24 protein-coding genes are annotated in these 23214 nt (G+C 64.4%); 2 read left to right on the top strand and 22 right to left on the bottom strand.

From position 1 onward, the window contains the following. Positions 1-61: 61 nt before the first annotated feature. From IPF85_RS12155 to IPF85_RS12120, 8 genes are all read right to left on the bottom strand, one after another. On the bottom strand, positions 62-1564 hold the full coding sequence (locus IPF85_RS12155; RefSeq protein WP_343408345.1) for an AAA family ATPase: 1503 nt from the start codon (positions 1562-1564) through the stop codon (positions 62-64). 120 nt (positions 1565-1684) lie between these two features. Continuing rightward, positions 1685-1951: a hypothetical protein gene (locus IPF85_RS12150; RefSeq protein WP_343408344.1), complete on the bottom strand. Its 267-nt coding sequence runs from the start codon at positions 1949-1951 to the stop codon at positions 1685-1687. A 56-nt stretch (positions 1952-2007) separates the two neighbouring features. Continuing rightward, the gene (locus IPF85_RS12145) at positions 2008-2964 is read right to left on the bottom strand and encodes a GNAT family N-acetyltransferase (RefSeq protein WP_343408343.1); all 957 of its coding nucleotides are present in this window, start codon (positions 2962-2964) and stop codon (positions 2008-2010) included. Positions 2965-3102: 138 nt separating this feature from the next. Further along, complete coding sequence (locus tag IPF85_RS12140; RefSeq protein WP_343408342.1) at positions 3103-3405, bottom strand: hypothetical protein; 303 nt, start codon at positions 3403-3405, stop codon at positions 3103-3105. Between the two features lie 6 nt (positions 3406-3411). Next, positions 3412-4041 (bottom strand): histidine phosphatase family protein, encoded by a 630-nt coding sequence (locus IPF85_RS12135; protein ID WP_343408341.1) that lies wholly within the window; start codon positions 4039-4041, stop codon positions 3412-3414. An 11-nt stretch (positions 4042-4052) separates the two neighbouring features. Next, complete coding sequence (locus IPF85_RS12130; protein ID WP_343408340.1) at positions 4053-5876, bottom strand: PDZ domain-containing protein; 1824 nt, start codon at positions 5874-5876, stop codon at positions 4053-4055. Positions 5877-6090: 214 nt separating this feature from the next. Beyond that, on the bottom strand, positions 6091-6447 hold the full coding sequence (locus tag IPF85_RS12125) for a hypothetical protein (protein WP_343408339.1): 357 nt from the start codon (positions 6445-6447) through the stop codon (positions 6091-6093). After that, complete coding sequence (locus tag IPF85_RS12120) at positions 6425-9073, bottom strand: hypothetical protein (RefSeq protein WP_343408338.1); 2649 nt, start codon at positions 9071-9073, stop codon at positions 6425-6427. Before IPF85_RS12120 ends, IPF85_RS12125 begins: the two co-directional genes overlap by 23 nt. A gap of 209 nt (positions 9074-9282) precedes the next feature. Here IPF85_RS12120 and IPF85_RS12115 point away from each other — a divergent pair, with 209 nt between their 5' ends. Continuing rightward, the gene (locus tag IPF85_RS12115; protein WP_343408337.1) at positions 9283-9912 is read left to right on the top strand and encodes a cyclase family protein; all 630 of its coding nucleotides are present in this window, start codon (positions 9283-9285) and stop codon (positions 9910-9912) included. 49 nt (positions 9913-9961) lie between these two features. On the opposite strand, the gene IPF85_RS12110 is transcribed toward IPF85_RS12115, so the two are convergent. Beyond that, entirely contained in the window at positions 9962-10582 is a 621-nt protein-coding gene (locus tag IPF85_RS12110; RefSeq protein ID WP_343408336.1) for an SDR family oxidoreductase, read from the bottom strand. Positions 10583-11096: 514 nt separating this feature from the next. On the opposite strand from IPF85_RS12110, the gene IPF85_RS12105 reads away from it, so the two are divergent. Continuing rightward, positions 11097-11345: a toxin-antitoxin system HicB family antitoxin gene (locus IPF85_RS12105; protein ID WP_343408335.1), complete on the top strand. Its 249-nt coding sequence runs from the start codon at positions 11097-11099 to the stop codon at positions 11343-11345. A gap of 101 nt (positions 11346-11446) precedes the next feature. Here IPF85_RS12105 and IPF85_RS12100 read toward each other — a convergent pair whose 3' ends face one another. From IPF85_RS12100 to IPF85_RS12040, 13 genes are all read right to left on the bottom strand, one after another. Further along, positions 11447-11992, bottom strand: coding sequence for a hypothetical protein (locus tag IPF85_RS12100; RefSeq protein ID WP_343408334.1), 546 nt, complete (start codon positions 11990-11992; stop codon positions 11447-11449). Further along, positions 11964-12128, bottom strand: a complete 165-nt coding sequence (locus IPF85_RS12095; RefSeq protein WP_343408333.1) for a hypothetical protein — start codon at positions 12126-12128, stop codon at positions 11964-11966. The genes IPF85_RS12100 and IPF85_RS12095 overlap by 29 nt, the downstream gene beginning before the upstream one ends. A 340-nt stretch (positions 12129-12468) precedes the next feature. Continuing rightward, positions 12469-12651 carry a hypothetical protein gene (locus IPF85_RS12090; RefSeq protein ID WP_343408332.1) on the bottom strand — a complete coding sequence of 61 codons (183 nt, stop codon included), beginning with the start codon at positions 12649-12651 and terminating at the stop codon, positions 12469-12471. Further along, positions 12648-12788, bottom strand: a complete 141-nt coding sequence (locus IPF85_RS12085) for a hypothetical protein (protein ID WP_343408331.1) — start codon at positions 12786-12788, stop codon at positions 12648-12650. Before IPF85_RS12085 ends, IPF85_RS12090 begins: the two co-directional genes overlap by 4 nt. Positions 12789-12877: 89 nt before the next feature. Further along, positions 12878-13426: a hypothetical protein gene (locus IPF85_RS12080; RefSeq protein ID WP_343408330.1), complete on the bottom strand. Its 549-nt coding sequence runs from the start codon at positions 13424-13426 to the stop codon at positions 12878-12880. Positions 13427-13506: 80 nt separating this feature from the next. Continuing rightward, on the bottom strand, positions 13507-13716 hold the full coding sequence (locus IPF85_RS12075) for a hypothetical protein (protein WP_343408329.1): 210 nt from the start codon (positions 13714-13716) through the stop codon (positions 13507-13509). 5 nt (positions 13717-13721) lie between these two features. Next, positions 13722-13961: a hypothetical protein gene (locus IPF85_RS12070; RefSeq protein ID WP_343408328.1), complete on the bottom strand. Its 240-nt coding sequence runs from the start codon at positions 13959-13961 to the stop codon at positions 13722-13724. A gap of 52 nt (positions 13962-14013) precedes the next feature. Continuing rightward, positions 14014-15753, bottom strand: a complete 1740-nt coding sequence (locus IPF85_RS12065) for a CBS domain-containing protein (protein WP_343408327.1) — start codon at positions 15751-15753, stop codon at positions 14014-14016. A 117-nt stretch (positions 15754-15870) separates the two neighbouring features. Then, entirely contained in the window at positions 15871-16797 is a 927-nt protein-coding gene (locus IPF85_RS12060) for a magnesium transporter CorA family protein (protein ID WP_343408326.1), read from the bottom strand. A 37-nt stretch (positions 16798-16834) separates the two neighbouring features. Beyond that, the gene (locus IPF85_RS12055) at positions 16835-17269 is read right to left on the bottom strand and encodes a M23 family metallopeptidase (RefSeq protein ID WP_343408412.1); all 435 of its coding nucleotides are present in this window, start codon (positions 17267-17269) and stop codon (positions 16835-16837) included. Next, the gene (locus IPF85_RS12050) at positions 17173-18882 is read right to left on the bottom strand and encodes a hypothetical protein (RefSeq protein WP_343408325.1); all 1710 of its coding nucleotides are present in this window, start codon (positions 18880-18882) and stop codon (positions 17173-17175) included. The genes IPF85_RS12055 and IPF85_RS12050 overlap by 97 nt, the downstream gene beginning before the upstream one ends. Then, positions 18879-21998 (bottom strand): N-acetylmuramoyl-L-alanine amidase, encoded by a 3120-nt coding sequence (locus tag IPF85_RS12045; protein ID WP_343408324.1) that lies wholly within the window; start codon positions 21996-21998, stop codon positions 18879-18881. Before IPF85_RS12045 ends, IPF85_RS12050 begins: the two co-directional genes overlap by 4 nt. Beyond that, positions 21941-22921, bottom strand: a complete 981-nt coding sequence (locus IPF85_RS12040) for a hypothetical protein (protein ID WP_343408323.1) — start codon at positions 22919-22921, stop codon at positions 21941-21943. The genes IPF85_RS12045 and IPF85_RS12040 overlap by 58 nt, the downstream gene beginning before the upstream one ends. Between the last annotated feature and the right edge of the window lie 293 nt (positions 22922-23214).

Genomic DNA, 23214 nt, shown 5'->3' with positions numbered 1-23214 from the left:
AGAATGGGCAACAGGACGACATCGGAACTTCCATCCGTCACGAGAGTGAAAGTCAGATCCCTCATCTCGGATGTTTCATCCCAGGCAGAAAGGGTTGAAAATCGGGCCGATCTACAAGGCGACGCGGCCTGGAAATGCCATTAGCAGGCGCACCTTGCTCGAATTGGTGGTCAGGGCGGCTCGCCGGATTGAGGTAGGCCAGCAGGATGCCGCGTGCCACAGGAGGTGTGTCTGGGTCGGCATCGCAGCGCCAAGTGTCGGGTAACCATCGAAATCGGGCCGCCTGCGCACGTTGCCCGGCCGTCATCACCTCTTGCAGTTCGGAAACCAGGAGGGCGTCGTCAGGCGCCTGGCTGACCACGCTGGGTGAGTGAGTGTTGACAATCACCTGTCGCAGCGGGTTGTCTGCACCGACCTCGTTCTCTATATCAACGGCGATTTCTTGCAGAAGCTGCAGCATCGCCGGGATGCGTTCGGGGTGGATGCCGTTCTCCGGTTCTTCCAGGCAGATCAGCCCTTCTTCACGCGGGTCGAGAGCCAGCACGGCCAACGCCAGAAAGCGCAGCGTCCCGTCAGACAGTGAACGGGCCGGTAACGAAGTACCGCTGCGGTCTGTCATTTCCAGTGTCAGAAGCTGCCGGCGATCATCTCGGTCAACATGGATCGTTTTGACGTGTTCGACAAGTTCAGAGAGACGTGCAGCCAGTTCATCCAGCATGGGCGACTCCCCGTTACTGCCGCCAGACTGATCTCCATTGTGAGCTGCACGCCTCAGATAGTCCAGGGTCGCCGGCATATGTGAGCCGTCAGCGCCCAAGCGAGGAAGGGCCGTGTATTCGTCAGGCTCGCGTAACGCGGAGGGTTCGAGTTGCAGCAGGCGCCAGGACTGCATCTCGCGCCGCGCCAGCAAGGCTGTTGGGCTCTCGATGGCATTGACCGCCGAAAGGACCGTGCGCGGCAGCGTGGCGGCGAGATATTCACGCGGACGCCCTGCCGTGCCCTCTTGATGCAGCTTGATGATGCATCTCCCCTCTTTTTCGACCGTCGAGATGAACTCGCCGACGCGCCGGCCTTTGACAACCGAACGTCGCCACGCCAGCTTGTGCGGAAAGCGGAGATGCCTGGCCGCATCAGTCACGTTGATGTGAGTCAGCTCCTCATGCAAGATTTCTAGTGAACCCAGGCTGGGAAGATTGCTGTCCGCCCGGTAGGCCAGGACAAGCCGGTAGCACAAGAGGGTAATGGACGCTTCAGCGCGCTGCCCCAAATCGTCAATTCCGGTGGATGGGACGATCATCTCTGCCTCGAGAGTCATCTGACCCGCGTAATTGTCGCCAATACGATGGAAGATGTTGCGTACATCGGCCGTGCGTCTACCTTCGGAACGCACCGCCAGGGCCGCGTTGAGCAACGTGTCACCGGCTAATTTACTGAGGAACTGAATCGCGTCAAACAAATTGGACTTGCCGGTACCATTGGCTCCGGCCACGCACGTGAACGGGCCAAAACGTAGGTCTGCGTCAACCAGGTTCTTGAACCCAGAGACCTTGAGTCGTGTCAGCATCGAAGCCTCTCCGCACTGTCCAAAACGGGGCAAAACTACTTGCGGCCCATTATCACGCGAGACACCCGATAAGTCAATCTGGCGACCGCCGGATGGGCCGCTGAATGAATTCGGCGCAACCTACGCGGGTGCGGCGGTCAGGGCGGCTTGCTCCTGGAAGATCTGGCTGATGATGGCTTCCACCGGCGGTTCCTGGATGGTGACGTCGTCCACCTGGAAGGCGGCCAGCAGGCGGGCGGCATATTCTGAGGTGCGCCCACGTGGGACGCGCAGCGTGGCTTCGATTTCATCCACCGATTCGACTTCGCCGAAGGTGAGCAGTTGCTCAGGACTGACCGATTGGCGAAAGATGACGTGCAGCAGCTTGTAGGGTGCAACCCGCTCCACCAGCCCGCGCAGGTCGCCATCGAAATAGTTGTACGCTGATTTGAGCCATGGATTCCCTATCGGGGTATCTGACGCTCGAAGGTGTAGCCCCGGAAGGCCAGTTCCTCGAAGCCCGCTTGAGGTAGAACGGCTTGCGCGGCCGCCTGTTGGTGTGTTGCATGCGCGATGATGGCCGCGAAGCCGCGCGCGCTGAACTCGTTGCACGCGCGCTGCAGGAGCCAGCGGCCGATCCCCTGGCGCTGCATTTCTTCCTGTACAGCCGCATGCAGCAGATAGGCGCGCGGTTTGCCATTCACGGCCAGCGCTTCAGGCAGCGTCTTGATCTGCACCTGGGCGCACGGCTGAGGCTCGCCGGGCAGAAACGCCGACAGCGACCAGGGCATGCCGGTGGCGGGGCGCATGACGCAGCGCAGACGTCGGGCCGGCGTGTATTCGGGCATGGGTTGCCCCAAGTTGCATTGGTAACAGAGCACGCGCGTGGTCAACAGGTAGCCGGCTTCACTGAGCGCACTCAGGCCGTAGAAATCCTGTCCGTTGGAGATGCCGACGCCAGCATGGTAGAACGGATAACCGGCCTGCGGGTGCCAGGCGTACACGGTGCGCACACCGGCCGCGCGCAGGAATTTTTCTGCCGCGGCTAACAGGACGCCGCCCACATCGTTCCGGCCGGGCGGAAAAATCAGGAAGCGGATGAATCCAACCGGCGGCGCGGCGGCTGGGGCCGAGGGACCTTGCCCAACGAGGGATGGCGCGGCGGCATCGGGCAGGTAGCCAGTACAGGCATGAACAAAACCGAGCGTCATGTTTCGGTCGCGCACCAGCAGCCAGCCCGCCGGGTCATTGTGCAGATCGAGCGGATAGAGCGTGCCCTGTTCATTCAACAGGCCCAGCCGGCGAAACGAGTCCGCGCTGACCGTCGCGCTGATCGGTACCTGGGTCAGCGCTTCGTTGACCAGGGCTGCGACCGCGGGCAGGTCGTCTTCTTGTATGGGTGTCGCGTTGATGTCGAACATTTTTTTGTTACCAGCACTTGTTGGGGGCAGAGCGACCTCACCTCATCCCCGGCCCTTCTCCTCTCCGCACAGCGGAGAGGAGAAGGGGGGAAGATAGCGGCGTCTGCGCGTAAAGACAGTTCTCCACCAGACTGAGCATCACCGCAGGCGGCGGATCGAAAGCAGGATGGCGCAAGCGGCCACAACCACGGCGGCCGCGACGACCAGCGCGCTGAAGATGGGGTTTTGCCAGAGCCGCGGCAGCAGCAGACCGACGCCGCCCAGGATCGCGCCGACCGGTAGCGCGGCCGTCAGCAGCAGGCGGATCGCCAATTGCCGCGACGACGGACGCTGCGCCTTGTCGTTGAGCAGGCGGGCGATGCGCATCAGCGCCAGCAGCGGGTAGGCCGCGCCGAGCAGGATCAATGCACTGCCGAGGACCACGGGCAGGATCGTTCCCACAGGTTCCTATGCCTCCGCTTCTTCGAGGTGCGCGGTGTCGTTGTGCAGATCGAGATGAAAGCGCCCGTCGCGAAAGCGCAGGCGGCTGAGCGCAGTGTTCCCACCAATCCACAGGTTGTGCATGGTGAAGACGTCAAGCCCGAGCGCAGCCGAAATCAAGGCGCGAATGGCCGTCCCGTGCGACACCAGCAGGACGGCTTGCCCGTGATGGCGCGCCACCGCCTCCTGCGCGACGGCCCAGGTGCGACCACGCAGTTCGCTGTACGTTTCACCGCCGCCGCGGGCCACATCCGTACGTGCGTTCATGGCCGCCCATTCTTCGGGAAAACGGGCTTTGATCTCAGCCGAGGTCAGCCCGGTCCAGGCGCCGATGTCCGACTCGCGCAGACCCGCGTGCGGTGAGGGCGTCAGGTGCAGGTAGGAACCGACAACCTGCGCCGTCTCCAGCGCGCGCGTCGCGTCGCTGCTGATCAGATGCTCGATCTGGTAACGACGGAGCCGTTGCCCCACGCGGTGCGCCTGTTGGCGGCCCAGTTCGCTGAGCTGGATGTCGGCCTGTCCCTGCCAGCGCCCTTCATGATTCCACTGCGACTGTCCATGACGCAGCAGCCAGATGGTGGTGAGTTCAGATGACATTGGGCATTGGCTCAGGTTTTTGGTTTCTCGGATTCGATCTCGATATCGCCCGTGGCGACGAAATCGGGCGCCGGGAATGGTTCGTGCAGCCATTGGCTGAAGAGCGCCTGCTGCGCCTCCGTGACCGCCGCGGCCGGGCGCATTTGCAGGCGGTTGAACGGTCGCACGCCCAGCGTCACCTCAGCCTGGCGCAGCTCATCGCGGCGGAACAGCGTCAGCGTGACGCGATCGCCGGGGTGATAGCCGTCCAGGCGCCGATTGAGGGACGATGCAGTCACGCGCAGGCCATCGAGCGCCAGCAGCTCATCGCCAGGCGCCACGTCGGCCGCGGCGCCGGCGCCATCGGCAAAGACTGTGCTGATCAGCGAACGGCCGTCGGTCTCCTCCACGCGCAGGCCCAGCCCTGCCCTGGGCGCAGGCGGGGCGTCAGCCGCGCCGTTGGGCTTGTCATCCTGATAGCCGAAGCGCAGCTCCAGCCCGGCGTGGGCCAGGAGATCATCGAAGGGCAGTTCGTCAACGCCGCGCACGAAACGCTCGAAGAAATCGGCCAGAGAGGCGCCGGCCACTGTCTCGACGACGGCCTGAAAATCGGCTTCGGGCAGGCCGCGGCCGACCAGGGCGTAGTCCTGCCAGCAGTGGCGCATGACATCGTCCAGGCAACGCTGACCGCCGCTCTGCCGGCGCAGATCGAGGTCGAGCAGCATGCCCAGCAGCGCACCCTTGTTGTAGTAGGAGATGCCCGTGTTCTGACTGTTTTCATCAGGGCGATAGAACTTGATCCAGGTGTCGAAGCTCGACATCTCGGCGCTCTGCAGCAGACGGCCGGGCGTTTGCTGCAAGCGTAGGATGCGCTGGGCCGTCTCTTCCAGCACCGCGCTGGCCGTCCACAGGCCGGCGCGGCGCAGAATGAGCAGCTCGAAATACGAAGTCCAGCCTTCCATGACCCACAGGAGTTTGGTGTAGTTTTCTTCGTCGTAGTCGAAGGCCAGGAAGCCTACGGGCACGATGCGCTTGACGTTCCAGACGTGGAAAAACTCGTGCGCCAGCAGGGCCAGAACTTGCTGACGGTACTCCTTGTCATCGCCAAAATTCCAGCGCACCACGCCGTTGCTGCTGGAATTGCGATGCTCCAGCCCGCCGCGCCGTCGCTCCGTGGCATGGATGATGAACAGATAATCGTCATAGGGCAGGCCGCCGAAGATGGCCCCGGCCGTCTCGACGATTTTCTGCGTGTCGGCCGTCAGGCGAGTCAGGTCTTCGTTACCATGACCGTAAAAGGCGATGCGGTGCGGCTTGCCCAGCGCCTCGAATTCAATCACCTGGTGGGCGCCGATCTCGGTGGGGCTGTCAATCAGGTGGTCGAAGTTGTCGGCGTGATAGCGGTTGATCTCACCGGCCGCCGCGGGCAGCGGTGTGGAGATACGCCAGCCGGGGAAGGGCGTGATGACCAGGTCGCAGGGCAGATCGCGGCCGCCGTCCAGGCTCATGAAAACGGTGGCGCCATTGAAGTAGCCGTGCGTGCTGTCCAGGTGACTGGTGCGCACCGACAGTTCGCCCGCGTAGACCTGGTAGCTGAGAGTGACGCGGTCAACGCCGGCCGTTTCCACCAGCCAGCGGTTCTTGGCAATTTTACGCCAGGGCCGGCCCTGACCCGCGCCATCCGCCGCCGCAAAACCTTGCACATGGCGTGCGTATTCGCGTACCAGGTAGGAGCCGGGCGTCCACACCGGCATGGCAAACTCAGCCGTCGGCTGCTCCAGGCCGGTCACGGTCAGGGTGACATGAAACAGATGGGTGACAGGGGTTGGCATCGCCAGGGTGTAGGTTAGCTGCATGGTTGCACGTCTCATCGAATTGGATTGGTCGGCCCGGCTGCCGCCGGCGCATCGCTTCAGTTGACGGTGATTGCAGGCCGTCAGGGCGACCATTCTACCCCAACCCCCCATGAACCGCAAAGCGCCGCTATTCAGCGATTGAAATCGCGCCCAAAGGGCGTACCGCCGGTCGGCGCAGGCCGACCTCGTGGCGGAACGCCCCTTCGCCCCGAATTCATTCGGCGGCGCTGCGTCGCCCCAGCAGCCAGGCGAGCAGCCGCTTACCCACGCTATCAGTACCGGCCGTAAAGCTGTCCACCACCAGCGCGGTGGGCGCTTGCCAGGTGACCGACAGCGGGCCGTGACGCTCCTGGGCGCCGCTGACCTCCACCACGTCGAGCCAGTAGTAGTAGGTGGCGCCCATCACCAGGTTGTCCTGATCGAGCCAGGCATAGCTGAAACCCTGGCTGCTGCCCGGCGCCTGCGAGGGGATGAGTTCAGCGTTGAGGCGCTGCGTGGGCGCGTCTGGCGTCATCCCGCGCCACAGGTCGAAGCCCAGCGTTCCCACTTCACTGGTGGTTTCCCAGGTCACGAGGATGCCTTGCGTCTGCGCCTGGACCGCGAAATCGGCCAGCCCCGCGGCCAGGGGTGCGTTGTTCTCGGCTGCCCAGTCCGAAAAAGCGGTTACGCCCTGGCGGGTCACACTGCTGGCGGTAAACGAGTTGAGCGCGCAGTCCCACGCGCTGCCCGGTGTAACGGCAGACCCGGTCGCTGTTGTCGGTGCTGAAGGTGGTTGGCAAGGTCAGGTTGACGGTGAAACCGCTGGCCGGGTCGCTGCTGGCGTTCAGCCCTTCGATCTCCCAGTAATAACCGGTTTGCAGGTTGGCCGTTGCCTGGGCGTGATGCTGATTGCGGCGCTGGATGTTGATGCGCGCCAGGTCACCCGCGCTGGTCACGACCACGGTGACGGGCAGGTTGTTGACATAAAAACTGTAGGTTCCGGCGCCGCTGATGGCCTGGCTGACCGCCGTGGTCCAGCGCGCGATGCTGTAAGCGGGTTTGTTTCCCGATGCGGTGAAAACACCGCCCACGTACAGACTGCCACGGTCGTCGAGTGCCAACGCGTAGGCGGCGCTGTCCAGGCCGCTGCCCAGGGCGTTCCAGGTGGCGCCGTTCCAGGCTGCGATGTAGCTGGCGCTGCCTCCGCCCGCGCTGGTGAACTCGCCGCCGACGATGAGGGCGCCGCTGCTGTTGTGCGCCAGCGCGTTGACGGCGCTGTTCATGCCGCTGCCCAGCGCGCTCCAACTGACGCCGTTCCAGACTGCGACATAGTTGGCGCTGGTCCCGCCGGCGTCTGTGAACCATCCTCCCGCCACCAGGTTGCCGCTGGCATCGAACGTGAGGGCGTTGACGGCGCCGTTCATGCCGGTTCCCAGCACGCTCCACGAGCTGCCATTCCACTTGGCGACGCGGTTGGCGCTGACGCCGCCGGCGTCGGTAAAGGCCCCGCCGGCGACCAGGCTGCCATCGGCGCCGAAGGCCAACGTGGTCACGTAGCTGTCCACCCCCGTTCCCAGGACGCTCCAGGCGCTGCCGTTCCACTTGGCGACGCGATTGGCGCTGGCGCCGCCGGCGTCGGTAAAAGACCCGCCGGCATAGAGGTTGCCACTACCGTCGAAGGCCAGGGCATCCACCGAACCGTTCATGCCGCTGCCGAGCGCGCTCCAGGCTGTGCCGTTCCAGATCGCGACGCGGTTGGCGCTGACGCCGCCCGCGTCGGTGAAGGCTCCGCCGGCCACCAGGTTGCCGCTGCTGTCGAGGGCCAGGGCGTTGACCGAGCCGTTCATGCCGCTGCCGAGGCTGCTCCAGGCGCTGCCGTTCCATTGGGCGACGCGGTTGGCGCTCACACCGCCGGCGCTGGTGAAATAGCCGCCGACGAAGAGATTACCGTTCGTGTCCAGCGCAGCCGCGGTGATGGTGTTATTGACTCCGGCGCCGCTGACCCCCAGCGCGCTCCAGGCTGCGCCGTTCCAGCGGGCGATGCGGCTGGCGCTGCTGCCGCCGGCTGCGGTGAACCAACCTCCCGAATACAGCGTACCGTCGCCCTTGACGATCAAGGCGCTGACCGTGGCATCCATGCCGCTGCCCAACGCGCTCCAACTCGTGCCGTTCCAGGCCGCGATGCGACTGGCGCTGCTACCGCCGGCGTTGGCAAAACTGCCGCCGGCGTAAACAGTGCTGCCACTGATGGCTACAGCAGACACGGTTCCATCGGCGCCGCTGCCCAGCGCGGCCCAGGCCGTCCCGTTCCATTGCGCCACACGGCTGGCGCTGCTGCCGCCGGCCGTGCTGAAGGCGCCGCCGGCGACGACGTTGCTGCCCGAAACCGCCAGTGCGTAGACGCTGTTGTCCATGCCGGTTCCCAACGCGCTCCAGGATGAACCGTCCCAGCGGGCGATGCGGTTCGCGCTGCCGCCGCCGGCGTTCATGAACCAGCCGCCGGCGTAGAGATCGCCGCCAGCCGCGAACGCCAGGGCGTTGACCGATCCATCCATGCCGGCGCCCAGCGCGCTCCAGGCGGTGCCGTTCCATTGCGCAATGTAACTGGCGCTGCCGCCGCCGGCCGTGGTGAAGTTGCCGCCAGCAACCAACGTGCCGGAGGTGTTGACTGCCAGGGCGTACACCGTGCTATCCATGCCGGTTCCCAGCGCGCCCCAGGCCGCGCCATCCCAACGGGCGACATAGTTGGCGCTGGCGCCGCCCGCCTGGGTGAAACTGCCGCCGGCGTAGACGTTGCCGCTGCTGTCCACGGCCAGGGTATTGACCGATCCGTTCAAGCCGCTGCCCAGCGCGCTCCAGGATGAGCCGCTCCAGCGCGCAATGCGGCTGGCGCTGACGTCGCCGGCCGTGGTGAAATTGCCGCCTGCAAGGATATCGCCGTTGGCGGCGACAGCCAACGCGGTGACCGAGCCGTTCATGCCTGGCAGGTGAAAGCCGTTGCTCCAGTTTTCATCGCCGGGATTGCTCAAAGTTGGGTTGAAATGGGTGACCGCCTGGGCTGTGGTGAATGTCGAAGAGGCTGTCGTGGCCTTCAGTCTGGCGGCCTGGCCCGGCGCTGCGGCCAACAGACCGCCGATCAAAGCCAGCGCCATCACGATCCTGGAAACCTGCGCAGATATGCGCCAGCAGCGGAGGAACGAAGCATTATTTAGTGTCACGATCTACTCCTTGAAGTTGGGCACATCTCATTGATAGCCGCTTTCGCGTTCGATTTCCATAGAGAGATCGTACCATCTGGCGGAGAGAACGAGGAACGAGAGTTGCCAACTTCACGAAAATTGGCAACTCGGCGCGCTGTGGTATAGTCACGCGTGGAGTCGGCCCTGGTTGGGCCTATGTCGCGTAGGCAAGTGGAGAGGTGGTAGCCATGCAGTTTTATGATCTTTCGCGCCCCCTGACGCCCCGCAGCGCGGTTTTCCCCGGCGATACCCCGGTTTCTTTGACGCACAATCTGCTGCTGCGGCAGGGAGACGCGTGCAATCTCAGTTCGATCACCCTGAGCGTTCATGCCGGCACGCATGTGGACGCGCCGCGCCACAACAGTGACGCCGGGCCGGGCATTGACCGCATTCCGCTCGATGTCCTGATTGGCCGGGCGCGCGTGGTCACGCTGCCGGTGACGAACGCCATCACCCTGGCCGACGTGCAGGCGCTCGATCTGGCCGGCGTGACGCGGCTGCTCGTTCACACACGCGACAGTGACGTGCCCGACGATGTCTTCGATCATGACCTGGTCTTTTTCACGCCCGACGCGGCGGCCTGGCTGGGCGATCAGGGCGTGCGCTTGATTGGCACCGACGCGCCGTCGGTGGACCCGGTCAGCAGCGCCGATCTCGCGGCGCATCGGGCATTTCTGCGCTGCGCTGTGGTGATTGTGGAGAATTTGTGCCTGCGGGCCGTGCCGGACGGCGATTACGAGGTGATGGCTCTGCCGTTGTGCATTGCCGAGAGCGACGGCGCGCCAGCGCGCGTGGTGCTGCGCACGCTGACGCTGTGAGAGGCGGGCGAGACGCCCGCGCTCCCAGCAGCGCAGGGGCCGATGCAGGTCAGGTAATGGCCGGGGCGCGATGCAGGTAGGTCAGGTCGGTGAGTTGCGCGAGCACGAACGCGGCCACATCGGCGCGGCTGACCTGGCCTGCGCTGATCTTGGGGTCGAGTCCTGCGCGGTAGCGGCCGGTGGCCGGGCCGTTGGTCAAACCGCCGGGCCGCACGATGGTCCAATCGAGGCCGCTGGCCTTGAGCAGCGCTTCCTGGCGTTCCTTGTCTTGCATGGGCTTTTTCAGCACACTCTTCATCAGGAGCTTGAAGGCAAAAGGCACCTGGTCCTTGCTCTCGCCCACGCCCAGGGAGCTGACGATGACGATGCGCTGGGGCCGGCCCAGGCGCTGCATGGCGCTGATGATGATCTGAGTGCCCTGTGAAACCACATCGTCGGGGTTGGAGTCGGTGTTACCCAGGGAAACCACCACGGCATCCGCTCCTTGCAGGGTTTCTTCTACTTCGATGGCGTCGAGCACGTTGCCGGCGACGATGGTCAGGTTGTCATTGGTCAGCGCCAGTTTGGCAGGGTTGCGAGCCAGCGCGCTGACCTGGTGGCCTGCAGCCAACGCCTGTTCCACCACCTGCCTGCCGGCGCCGCCGGTAGCGCCAAAAACTGCGATTTTCATACTTGTTCGAACCTCCACAGGCTTGGACGCCGGTTGCGAGGTTTGGTCACAGTAGTCAGGGAGGGCAGGCGGGCGGTTTCCGTATGAACCCACCAGGGCTTGGTGGCCTTGCAGCTTGACATCGTATACAGTACCGAATATAATACCATCACTTGACAAATCCTCAGGGATGCCGATGCCAGGGCTTCAGGTTGTGCTTGACACCAACGTTCTGATTGCTGCGCTGCGCTCGCCTCGCGGGCATTTACATGTGAAAAGGTTTTCGACATTCATATCTGGGCCGTTGGTCGAATGCCCGCCAAGCCAAACGGAAGAACCTGGATGTGGTAGGTGCCACAAACTACTTGCTGGCGTCCTCTAGTGATCCAGACGACGACATGGTCTTGGAAGTAGCTATCGCCAGCAGCAGTAATGCCATTGTCACTTTCAACAAGCGCGACTTTCGCGGTTGTGAACGTTTTGGAGTGCGACTGCTCACGCCTGCTGAGCTTCTGCAAGAGATCGGAGTGTTGAAATGAGCGCATTGAGTTTGCGTTTACCTGAGTCGCTTCACGCGCAGGTGCGCGAATTGGCGGAGCGCGACAAAGTTTCGATCAATCAATTCGTCACCCTTGCGGTAGCGGAAAAAGTTGCTGCACTGCGCACCCTGGATTACATCGAGCAGCGCGGCCGACGCGGCAGCCGCACAAGGTTCGATCGCGTGCTGCAGGCGGTCGCCGAAGCGAATCTGGAGCCATACGAAGCCGATCGCTTGCCGGAATGAGATCGCCGCGCCTGCGTTTAGGAATGAGAATTTTTTAACTGTCCAGTTCCGAGCAAATTCTGAGCATACAGACAGCACCAAAGCGGGCACTTATTTAATTCTCATTCCTTAGCGGCGCGCTCGGTCACGACAGCCGCCAGCGCCTGATAGCGTGCGCGGGTGTCTTCCGGCAGTTGCTGCAAGAGGCGGTTCCATTCCTCCTCGGTACACCAGAGCGCCAACAGCCGCCGGCCCCCTGGCCGATCCAGGGCCGGACGCCCAAGCCGCTTGCCCGGGCCTGGCAAGCGACGCCCACCCCAACGCGCCGGTTGGCGCGTTGCCACCTTGGCTGGGCTCAGATAACGAACCTCCTCGCACCAGTAGTTCCAGCGCAGGAAGACTTCCAGCGCGTTTTCGCGCGCCAGCCTGGCGGCCAATGGGCTGCGGGCGACGCTGCTGAAGAATGGCTCCAGACCAGGGTGCGGTACGCAGCGCACCATGATGTGCCTGAACTTGGGATGCGGCGTCGCCTCGTTGGCCAGGTCGCAGAGCACGCCCAGCACCGACAGATCGCCCTCGGCGCGCGTCCGATCCAGAAGCGCCTGCTCATCAAGGTCATCCACGCGGGTGCGCAGCCAATCAACCACGACCCACGTCAGCCGCGGCATGGCGACACAGGGCCGTGCTCTCGGCCAGGACCTGTTCGGCTGGGCGCGCTTCCTCCACCCGCCGTTTGCCGGCCACCAGCACCGCTCCGCCCAATTGACCCCATTCCTGAAACAGGTCGTCTAGTCGAGATTCCACCCTTGTTCCTCCAGAAAGTACTGCTTCATCCATGCGTCCGGTACCTGGACGATTCTTGCTTGATTATGGATACAGTATACCATAAGCAAGATCAAGACACAAACGTCGCATCTTAGCCTGTTTTCGACATAGAACAGATGTTTCCATACAACAGCTTGTGGTCATTGGCAAATCGCACACAACCTGTAGGAACAGTCCTGTTTTCGCTCAAATGTTCTGCGCGACGGCTTGTGGCAAGTGCCTGATGGCCTACTACCCATTGGGGTGTCGAAAACAGGCTTAGGCTGCGCAAGCCTGACGGGGGCGGCAAACACGACGTTCCCTCCTGGCAGAAAAGCAGTTACCTGCCCGGCGCAGGCTGTGCGCCATCGCCCAGGAGGTGCAGGTGGGGGCGGTGCAGGGGCGGCAGCCGGCCGGCCTGAGCGTCCTCCTGTACGAGCGCTTCGCTGCGGACCAGCCAGTCAGCCACGGTCGCCGCCTCGGCCAGGGCCAGGGTGGCGTAGGTCGAGATGCATCTCGTCAACGCATAGGGCCAGCCGCGCGCGGCGCATGGGCGTCACTGTCGTTAGCGGCGCGCTCGGTCACGACAGCCGCCAGCGCCTGATAGCGTGCGCGGGTGTCTTCCTGCAGTTGCTGCAAGAGGGCAATGATCTTCAGCACGAAACATCACGAGTGGCGCGACTGGCGCCAAAGTGGAGGATCATGGCCGCGCCGCCCAAGAGCCAACGCGTCAGCATCTGTGATCCCGGCTAGAACTGGAAGTCGCCGTCCAGCCAGGCACGCTCCTGTTGGATGTCGTGCGCCAGGTCGGGGTCATCGGCGCCGGCGAAGGGCAGTGTCTGCGCTTCAGCCTTGCGCGCAGCCTGGTTGGCTTTCATGCGCTCGTCTTCGATGCGCCAGCGCTCGTCAGAGCCTTCAGGATCGTACTCGTCCAGCAGGCTGGAGTCGGGCGCCAGGCCGAAGGACCAGCCGTGATCGTGGTCGGGACCGGCCGCCATACCCGCCTCGGCCTCAGCCCGCATGGCGGCGCAGACTGGACAGTCGTCTTCGAACATGTCGCCCAGTCTGTCGCCAGGTATTGTGTTGGCGATGCCCAACTCCTCGTTGCGAATCATCCGTTGCGGCGTCAGGCCGTAGAGGTCATTCTGCGGGGTGAAGAACCAGGCCCGAATCACGTCATCCAACGCGACGCGCTCAGATTCGATGCTGATGCCTTTCAACTGGGCCAACTGCTGCGCGCAGACGTCGCGCAGGCGCCTGACCAAATCGCCGTAAAGTGCTGCTTCTGCAATTGACATGCTTGCGTCCTCCCATCCTTTCGTTAATTCGCCAACGTTTGCTCGACGAATAGCTGCCACGCGCGTGATCTCAAAGTGGTCTACGTGCGCGAACGGGGATGCGTCACAACCTGCAGTACATTCTCCAGTGTGAGCAGCGCCAGATCGGCGCCCACGTCGAGCAAGGGGCGCACGTCATCCACGACCCGATCCCAGTTGAGCCGCTGAAGCTGATCGGCCAGAACTGGCCGCCAGGTTTCCGCAGTGATTTCAGCGCCGATCCAGCCCGTCTGGCGCAGCGCGTTGTTCAACAGCGTCAGGTTTGGCGCCGGCCCAGGTCGGCCAGGTTGGCGGCCGGACCGGCATCCTCGGCCGCGCCGGGGCGACGGCTGGCGCCGCGCACCAGGCTGCCCAGGCGGGTGATCTCATCCGGCGCGAAGGGCAGGTCGAAGACGACGCTGGCCTCACCGGCCGGCGCGTCCACCACGAACGCGCGGTAGCGCTCGCCGGCGCGGGCGATGAGGAGATCGAAGTTGCGGTAGTCGGTCGTGGTCATGATGGCACCCTCCGGGTTGGCAGCGCAAACACGGGCTGGCCTGCAGGCGCGTTCACGTCAGTACGCTGGTGCGGAGCGGGCGCTGCATGAGCATGAAGTAGGGATTGCCGCCCACGGGCGATGCCCCGGACGCCGGGGGCGGCTCTTGCTGACCATGATGATTGCCCGTTGCGGCCGGCGGCGGCGGCGTCTGCGTGCGGTGCAGCAGCCAACTGTAGGCCTGATCGAGGGCGTCGCGCTCCAGCGCGCCCAGGTCGCCGCGGAAGTGCATCACGTTGTTGCGCACACGGCGCACCCGTTCCATCAGGTGCATGAAGGCTTCACGCGGGCCAAGCGCCGGCTCGAACAGCGGCCAGTTGTGGCCCTCGCAGATCAAAACCATCTTGTCGGCCAGCGATACCCGGTGCGGGTGACGCTGCGGCCGGCTTGGGTCTTTGCGATCAGCGCCATAGGCCAGGATGGCCGCGGCGTTGAGCGCCTCTTCGCTCGGAAAGGCCTGGCTGATCTGCTCGTTCAGGATCGTCTCCACCCGTTCGACGAGGATGATGCCTTCGAACAGGGCGCGGAAGAACGCCGTCATGTCTTTGCCGGTCAGGATGCCGACCGGCCTGCCCTCCGCCAGCACAAAGACCGCGCTGACGCGCGGGGTGGCCAGGCTGTCCACGGCCCGGAACAGGTCATCGCTGACATCCACGGTGACCGCCGGCTCCAGGCAGTGCGTCACGTCGAGATCGAACAGGTCAACGGCCCCTTCGGTGTGGTAGTACAGGCGCAGGATCGCGGTCAAGGTCAGCACGCCGCTGAGCAGGCCGTCCTGGTCCAGGACCGGAACCTGGGCAAAGCCGTTCTCCAGCATCACCTGCAGCGCCTCACGCAGGGTGGCCTGGCGACCAACGCCGACCAGGGGGCGACGGCCGGCCAGCAGGCTCTCCAGGCTGCTGGTGCGAGACGCGGCGTCCGCCGTCGGACCGGGCGCGGGCGCGGCGTCAGGCACAGGCGCGGCGTCAGGCGCAGGCGCGGCGTCAGGCGCAGGCAGGGACGGCCGGCCGGCCAGCCATGCGGCCATGCGGCGCAGGGTGTCCAGTTGCAGAGAATCGGGCCGTCCGTTGAAATGCGCGATGCGGTTGCGCACCTGCCGCGTCTGATTCATCATCGAGACGAAGAAGTCGCGCGGGCCGAACTGCGGGGCAAAGGCGGGCCAATTGTCGTTGTCTTGAATCAGGTAGATTTGGTCCGTAAAGGTCAAATAGCGCTCGCCGCGGGTCGGCTTGCTCTTGTCGGCCGGGCTGGAGCCAAACGCGGCCACCAGGGCCGCCCGCCGCGCGTCGGCACTGGGAAAGGCAGCGGCGATGGCGTCGCGCAGGATCACTTCGATCTGTTCCAGGAACAGCAGGCCCCCGAACAGGGAACGGAAGAAGTAGCTCATGTCCTTGCCGGTCAGAATGGCGACCGGCGCCGACTCGCGCAGGATCACCAGCGCGTAGCGGCCGCGCGTGCGCAGCAGCTCGATGGCCGTCATCAGATCGTCGTCCGTGGTCAGGGTCGTGACCGGGTCGAGGCAGTGGCTGACCGGCAGATCGAGCAGGGCGACTTTGCCGTTGGCCGTGAAGTAGGTGGTGAGAATGCCCTGCTGCGAGATCAGGCCGCTCACCTGGCCGTCGGCAGCGAGCACCGGCAGTTGGCCGATGTGATGGCCGATCATCAGGTGCAGGGCGTCGAGCACCGTCGCGTCCGATTGGATGCAGATGGGCGCCTTGCGCCCCGTCACCACCTGTTCGAGCGAATAAAGCATTTGTTCCTCTCCTCCATCGTCTGCTGCCATGACGCACTTTGGTAAATCCATGTTACGGCCGCGTCAGGCCCTGAACCTGCATGCCGGTGGCGCGGGTGCGTCAATGAACGCGCTGGATCATAACCAGTGTTTGCGCCAAAAGAACAGCACGATACTTATGGCCAACGTACCGGCCAGGCCAATCACGAACCAGAAGGCCAACGGATGATTCGCCGCCGGCAGGTTGACATTCATGCCGAAGAAACTGGCGACCAGCGTTGGCAGGCTGATGATGATGGTCACGGCGGCCAGGAATTTCATCACCACGTTCAGATTGTTCGAGATGATCGAGGTGAACGCACCCATCATCTGTCCCAAAATACGCTCCGAAATCTCCGTCAGCTCGATCGCCTGCCGAATTTCGATCAGCACATCTTCCAGCAGTTCTTCGTCTTCGGCATGCGTCAGCAGAGCGCTTTTTTGCAGGCGCTTGAGCATCAGCTCATTCGAACGTAGGGCCGTGACAAAATAGACCAGGCACTTCTGATACTTCAGCAGCTCAAGCACCTCACGATTCTGCAAGGAATGGTGCAGGCGAACCTCGACCTGTTCGACCGCCTCATCAATCGTACGCAAGTATTTGAGATACTGTTCGCTGATGCGCAAGAGCAGTTTCAAGATGAAACGGCGATGATTCACGGTCGGCATATCGGGAATCTTGCCGGCCGCAATGTCACGCAGGATATGGCTGCGCGTACAGCAGATGGTGACGATGTTGCTCTCGGTGATCAGAATGCCCAGCGGCAGGGTGGCGTAGGGCGTGTCAATAGGCGCCGGCTTCGCGTGCGGAATGAGAAAGACGATCAGCGTCACGCCCTGACTGTGCTCCACGCGGGCGCGTTCTCCCGGATCCAGCGCATAGGTGACATAATGGGAAGGAAAGCCCCAGGCTTCCAACTGCGCCGCGTCCTCTTGCGTCGCCTCAAGCACGTTGATCCAACAGCCCGCCGTGGGACTTGACACCACTTCGAGCGAGTCGGGGTGGATCTGATACACGGTAATCATCGTCGGTCGCCTTCATTGTTATCGCTGGTGATGCCGGTTACATCTCCTCCGGTCGCGTCGGCGGCAGGCAGATGATCTCCTCGTGCATGTCGCCCGTGTCGCCTTCGACCCATTCATCTACCCCGCGAGTGCCGGACATGAACGGCGCCGGGTCATGGAACCAGGTGTCATCGGCCAGCACCGATCTATAACCGGGATTGCTCTTGCCCGCCAGGATCAGGCTGAAGTGCAGATGCGCGCCGGTCGAATGGCCGGTGTTGCCGCTCTTGCCCACCTCGTCGCCCGCCTGCACGCGGTCGCCAACCTGGACCGAGACGCTGGACAGGTGCGCGTAAACCGTGTAGCCCTTCTGGCTGCCCCGGGTGTGTTCCACGGTCACGCGGATGCCGTAAGGTCCCTGATTCTTGTCTGGCCCGTACTCGCCGGAGGTTGCGCCGCTGCGGAACACCACGCCGTCGGCCGCGGCTCTAATCGGCGTCCCGAGCGCACAGGCATAGTCAATGCCCTCATGCCCGGCCAGGCCAAAGGACTTGTAAGCGGCCGGGTTCTGGCCGAAACTCTGCCGGATGCCGACGCCGGGCGCGGGGTTTTGCAGGCTGATCTCCGCGTCGCTGTCCGCGCCTTTTTCCAGGTCGGCGCGCAGACCCTTGACCGCCGCCAGCAGGCTGGACATTGCTTTTGCAGCGCCGGCAGATTGCTCGGGCCGGCGAGCGCCGCCTGCAGGTCCTTCTGCGCCTGGCTGATGGCCGGCGCCAGGCCTGCCACTGCCGTGACGCGGCCTTGCAGCGTGTCCAGTTTGGCTTGCAGGTCCGCGGCGCGCTGCCGCAGGGCCGGGGTGGCATCGCTGCGCTGCGCCAACTGCGCCCCCGCCCGCTGCATACGGCCTTGCAGCGCGGTCAGGGTGCTGAGCAGCGCGGCCGCCTGTACTGCCTGCTTGGCGGCTGTGTCGAGCAGCGGTTTCTGGGCGGCCAGTTGGGCGAGCGACGCCAACTGCTGCGCGGCCAGCGCCAGCTTGCCTTCCAGGTCTGCCGCCCGTTTCTTAAGCCCCGCCAGATCCGCCGGCAGCGGTTCATCAGGTAGCTTCGGCCCATCGGGCAATTTCGGGTCATCGGGCAATTTCGGCCCATCTGGATCTGGCCCTCGCGCGTCGCGCAGCTTCGCGATGCGCGAGATGATCTGAATGGACTGATGCTGGTTGTCTTCCCCCAGGTGGCGGAAGGTCTCCCATTTGCCGCCGCCATGCCCCACCTGGTAAAGGCACACGCCTTTGACATACGCATCGCGACACAGCTCGGCGTTGTACCAGGCCAGCGATTCCCAGTACCTGTCCTGCGCAATCGTCTCGCCCGGCCACAACCAACCCACGTCGCCGGCCGGGTCTACCGGGTATTTGTACATGCGCGCCAGGCCGCACTCGGTGATGATCACTTCGTGCCGGTCGCCGTATTTCTTCCGGATGCCATCCAGGCAAGTGCGGTAGAGCAGCGCGCCGGTCGCCACATCCGGCCCTGGCTTGAGCGCGGGCCAGCCGTACTCGTGAAAACCGAGGTACTTGTAACTCTCCAACGTGCGCGGGAACCATTCCAGGTAGTGACTGGCCGCCGTGAAATTCCCGGCGGCAAAATTGAACGCGACCGCCTCCAGTTTCTGGGTCTGCAGGCGCTCACGGAAACCGAGCTGAAACTCCTCATAAGCCCGCAGCTTCTGCTTGACCTCGGCCGGATCGCTCTGGAAATTGCTCGAAGCCGGGCCTGGCACCGCCTCGTTGAGGCTCATCCACGCGTCAATCAGCAGGCGATCGTTGACCCGTTCGGTGGCATAACCCATGTCGTAATTCAGAATCCTGTCGGCCAGACTGCGGCCGGCCGCGGCCGGGTCCGCGCTCCTCAGCATGGCGTCCTGCTCCTGGTTCTCCACGAACCATCGGCCGATGATGAACGAATCGGGCGAGAGACCTCGCCGAATCTCCTGCAGCTTGCCCCGGTCGCCCGCGTGCCACAGGATCGTCGGCGGCTTGACCTCCGCCAGCGCCTCGGGTATCCACTGCCGCGTAGAGACTTCGATGTAAAAGCCGAGCTTGTTCATGCTGCGCCTCCCGTGCTCTTGCTGCGCTTGCGCTTGGGCTTCGGCTCAGTGTCCGAGGCCGTGGATTTTGGCTGCGAGGTTCTCGGTTTCGTGGTCTTGGCCTTCGTGGCCTTGCCAACTCCACGCGTCACGCCGGGGATGTCAATCGCCTCATCCTCGGCGGCCACCGGGTCGAACCCGGCTGCGGGCCAGTCGTCCGGCACGGTCCACGCGTCCCAGGGCAGGTCTGGCGATGCTTCCGGCCCCCGATCCCACGGATCGGCGGCCTCGATGCCGCGCGTGGCCACTGACGCCCCTGGATAGGGCGTGCGGGCGTCAATCAACGCGGCCAACCTGGCTCGCGTGTCGGCCTCATCCACGCCGGCCAGGCGGAAGACACGGCAGCCGGCCGCGGCCAGCCGCGCCTCGTCCGCGCCGGTGACGCCGGCATCGCCGCCCACGATGGTCACGACTTCGGCCTGCATGGCGTCCGTCGTCGAGAAGCCGGCCGTGGGCCGGAAGAACGCGATGTAGTCCTGGGCGTTGCGCCAATCGGTCTGCGCCCAGTCCGCGCCGTGATCCCAGAGCAGCAGATAGTGCTTGATTGGTTTGGCGCGGCTCTGCGGCCGGCCGTCCAGCCAGCTCTGCACGGCCTGGTAGAGCTTGTCGCGCCAGGCGATGCCCGTTTTCCACTGGTCGCCCGGACAAACGGTGGCGCCCTTTTGCACCTGGTCCCAGATGTCACGATGACCCACCACGCCGGTGACCGGGATACTGTTCTCGAACTTCGGCTGCAGTGGGACGCTGTACTTCTGCATCAGCCAGGCGATCAACTGCGTGGCGCTGGCGAGCTGGGCGGCTGTCGGTTCCTGCTTCTCTGGCGGGTGCGGTTTGCCCTGCAGATCGGTGCGCATGAAGCGGCCAATCAGGCTGACCGCCACCGTGTAACTGTTCGGTTCGCCGCCCACCTGGTTCGAACGGATGTCATCGGGCTGGCAGTGATAGATGACGCCGTCGGGCGCCACGATGTAGTGATAGCCGACGCCGGGCCACGGCGCCTTGATGACCTGGTCGCCCTTCTTGCGTTCGCCGAAGACGTGGTAATGCGCAATGGTCTCCACGGTGTGCGTCAGCGGGGTGTCGGTGTGATGCACCGCGATCATCGTGATCGGCCGCGTGCGCGTGGTGTAGGGCGGCAGGGTGGGATGCGTAGCCAGCTTGCCGATCATGTCCACGATCGTGGGCTGCGGCACACCGGCCGGCTGACCCGCCCGCAGCCGGGCGATCTCGGCCTCCAACGCCGCGATGCGGCTGCGCAACTGCGCCACCGTGACCTCGCCGGCGGCGACCGCATCACGCAGGTTCGTCACCTGCGCCTGCAGATCGGCCACCTGGCCGCCCGCGCTGCGCAAACGCGCCACCTCGGCCTGCGCCTGCACCAGCGCGCTCTTCAGATCATCGCGCTCCTGCGTCAGCCCGCTGATCTGGCCGCGCAACTGCGCGACCAGCGCGCTGTCGTCGGCGCCCCCGTCGTCCGGCGGCGCTTTGGCCCGCTCGGCCGCCACGGCCGCCAGCAGGGTGTGCTTGAAAGCGGCGCCGCTCAGCCATTGTGCGCCGGGCGAGGGAGCGCTCTTATCCACTTCCCGGCGGCCGATGACCGCCTCGACGCCCAATTGGCAGGTTGACAACAGCCAGGCGATCAGGCGGGCCGCGGCGTTCAACTGCTCCGCGGGCGGTGCAACCGTCGTAAAATCGCCGGCCAGGGCCACGGCCACGCTGTCGGCGTTCACGGCCGGCTGATCGGTCTGCTCGGTGATCGTCTCCAGCGGCTGCGTCGCGTAGATCGTGCCGTTGCTGCTGATCAGGAAATGATAGGTGATGCCGGGCCGGTTCTTGCCTACTACCTGCGCCTCGGCCACGCGCTGCGGCGTGACCGTGCCGGGAGTCACCGTGTGATGCACGACGATGCGCTTGATGTCGCTCAGCGGCCGGGTCGGGTAACGCTTGACCTCATGCTGTTTCAACAGCCCAGGGTCCTTGATCTCTGGCTTGACCAAGCCTGGCGCCGGCGCTCCGCCCTGCAGTCGCCGCACCTGTTCAGTCAGATCGGCGATTTGCAGCTCCTTCTGCGCCACAGCGGTGCGCAGACCGACGATGTCCTGCTCCTTCTGCGCCAGCGCGTCGCGCAGGCCGGCCAGCGCCGTCTCTTTCTGCTTCAGCGCGTCACTCAGACCGTTATTATCCAGTTCCTTCTGCGCTAGCGCGGTGCGCAGGGTCTGCGTCTCCTGCTCGAGCTGCGTGGCGGCGACCTGCAACTTTCCGAGCTGGGCCGTCAGTTCATCCACGCGCAGGCGCAGTGCCGCCAGATCGGTGTCGTCCGGCTGCGGCTGATTGTTCAGCCAGGTCTGCACATCAGCCAACAGGCGCTCACGGTAGCAGGCGCCGGTGTTCCATTGGTTACCGGGCGAGGGAGCGATCTTCTCCACTTCCCGGCGGCCGATGACCGCCTCGACGCCCAATTGGCAGGTTGACAACAGCCAGGCGACCAGGTGTGCGGCACTGGCGAGTTGCGCCTCGGTGGGCACCTCCGTCGTGAAATTGCCGCCCAGGGCCACCGCCACGCTGTCCGCGTTGAGATCGGGTTTGCCCGCCTCCACGACGGCCTCCAGCGGCTGCGTCCAGTAGATCGTGCCATCCGTGTTGATGAGGAAATGATAGGTGATGCCCGCCTTGCCGGTGCGGATCAGGTACCTGGCAATGGCCACGGGAGAGGTGTCGCCGGCATTCCCGGTGTGGTGAATCACGATGCGGCGGATCGCGCCTGCGTCACGGGTGGGATAAGGCGCCTTCTTGGGCAGGCTCTCGCTCAGGTCCTGCAGGTCCGGCTGCGGCACTGCGCCCGGCGGCAGGGCCAACAGCGCCTCCAGGCTGCTCACCCTGCGGGTCAGGGCATCGGCCTCCGCGGCTGCGGCGGTCACATCGCCGGCGCGCTTGCCCAGGTCCGCAATGCGGGCCACGAGCGGGCCGGACGCCGCGGCGCCCGCGGCGAGCGCCTTCTGCAGGTCGGCCAGCAGCTTATTCACCTGCGTCTCCAGGTCGCCCAGGCGCTTGCGCAGCGCCGCATAGGGATCATCCACCACCACCGCCCGCTGCGGCCACTTGAAGCCGGCGCCCAGGGCCTGCCTGAAATCGTCTTTGGCGCCATTCTTGCGTTTCGATGACGAAACGGTCGTAATTGGCCCAACGATAGAGCACCAGCGCGGATAACCTGGTTGCCCGCCTGTTGGTTCCACTGGTTGATGTCCTCGTACGCGCGGCGAATCCAGCCGGTGTTGCGGTCTTCCCACGGCCCGTTGTAGTTAGTTTCGGTGATGTAGCACGGCAGGGAGCGCATGGACGCGGGCACCACGCGCAGGAAATCCTGGTAGGTGGCAAACTGCTTGCTGTAGCGGTTGTAAGGGGGGTCCATGGTCTCCGCGCTGGTAATGGTCGCCGGATCGCTGCTGCGCCCATAGGTGTGCAGGGTGAAGCCGTCGCACTCGCCGGCCACCAGTTTGAGCACCTCCTCGAAATATTTGACCCAGTCGCCCGTTTCTGCGTTCCAGGGCGCGACGGCCCCCACCAACACCTGCGCGCCGGGGTCCACTGCATGGATGGCATTGCGGCAGAGGCGGTAGCAGCGTGCATACAGCGCCGGCGTGATCTTTTCATCTGGCGACTTGGGCTGCTCAGCGTACATGTTCGTCTCGTTGCCGATGATCCAGATGCGGCAGCCCGGCGAGTTACGCACGAAATTGGCGCAGCGCCTGGCGAAGTCCTCGTAGCGCGAGGAGTGGGGGATGGTGCTGGTGTCGTAGTAGCCGTAGTTCAGGCGCACGATCACGCCCAGGCCGCGGCCGGAGAGATGGGTGTAGTTTTGGCCGCCGTGATCGTTCGGGTCGGCCTCGATCTTCTCGGAAATGACCACCCACCCCGGCGCACCTGCATCGAGCATCAACTGCTCACCGCCGGGATCGTGTAGTCCGTACAGGTACTCGGAGTCGAACATTGGACGTGGCATCGGTGAAACCTCCGGGATCGAGAGTGCAGAGTGCAAAGTGCAAAGTGCAAAGCGCAGAGTGCAAAGCGCAGAGTGCAAAGTGCAAAGTGCAGCGTATTGAGTTCGGTTGCTGTTTGTTCGGGTAGGGCTTCGTGTGCGGTTGTTGTTTTGAGCCGCCTGCATTATACGCCCCCCACGCCATTGAGCAAATCCCGCTCCCCGGTCTCCAGAGAGAGATCAGGGATTAGAGACCAGAGATCGGGTGTGTGGAAGGCGAGAGTTCTGCCGTTTTTTGCCATTCCTCTTGCCAGTGT

Source organism: Candidatus Amarolinea dominans, assembly GCF_016704685.1.
Taxonomy (GTDB): domain Bacteria; phylum Chloroflexota; class Anaerolineae; order SSC4; family Amarolineaceae; genus Amarolinea; species Amarolinea dominans.
Note: the sequence above shows the minus strand (reverse complement) of the source record. Positions and strands in the feature narration are given on the sequence as shown.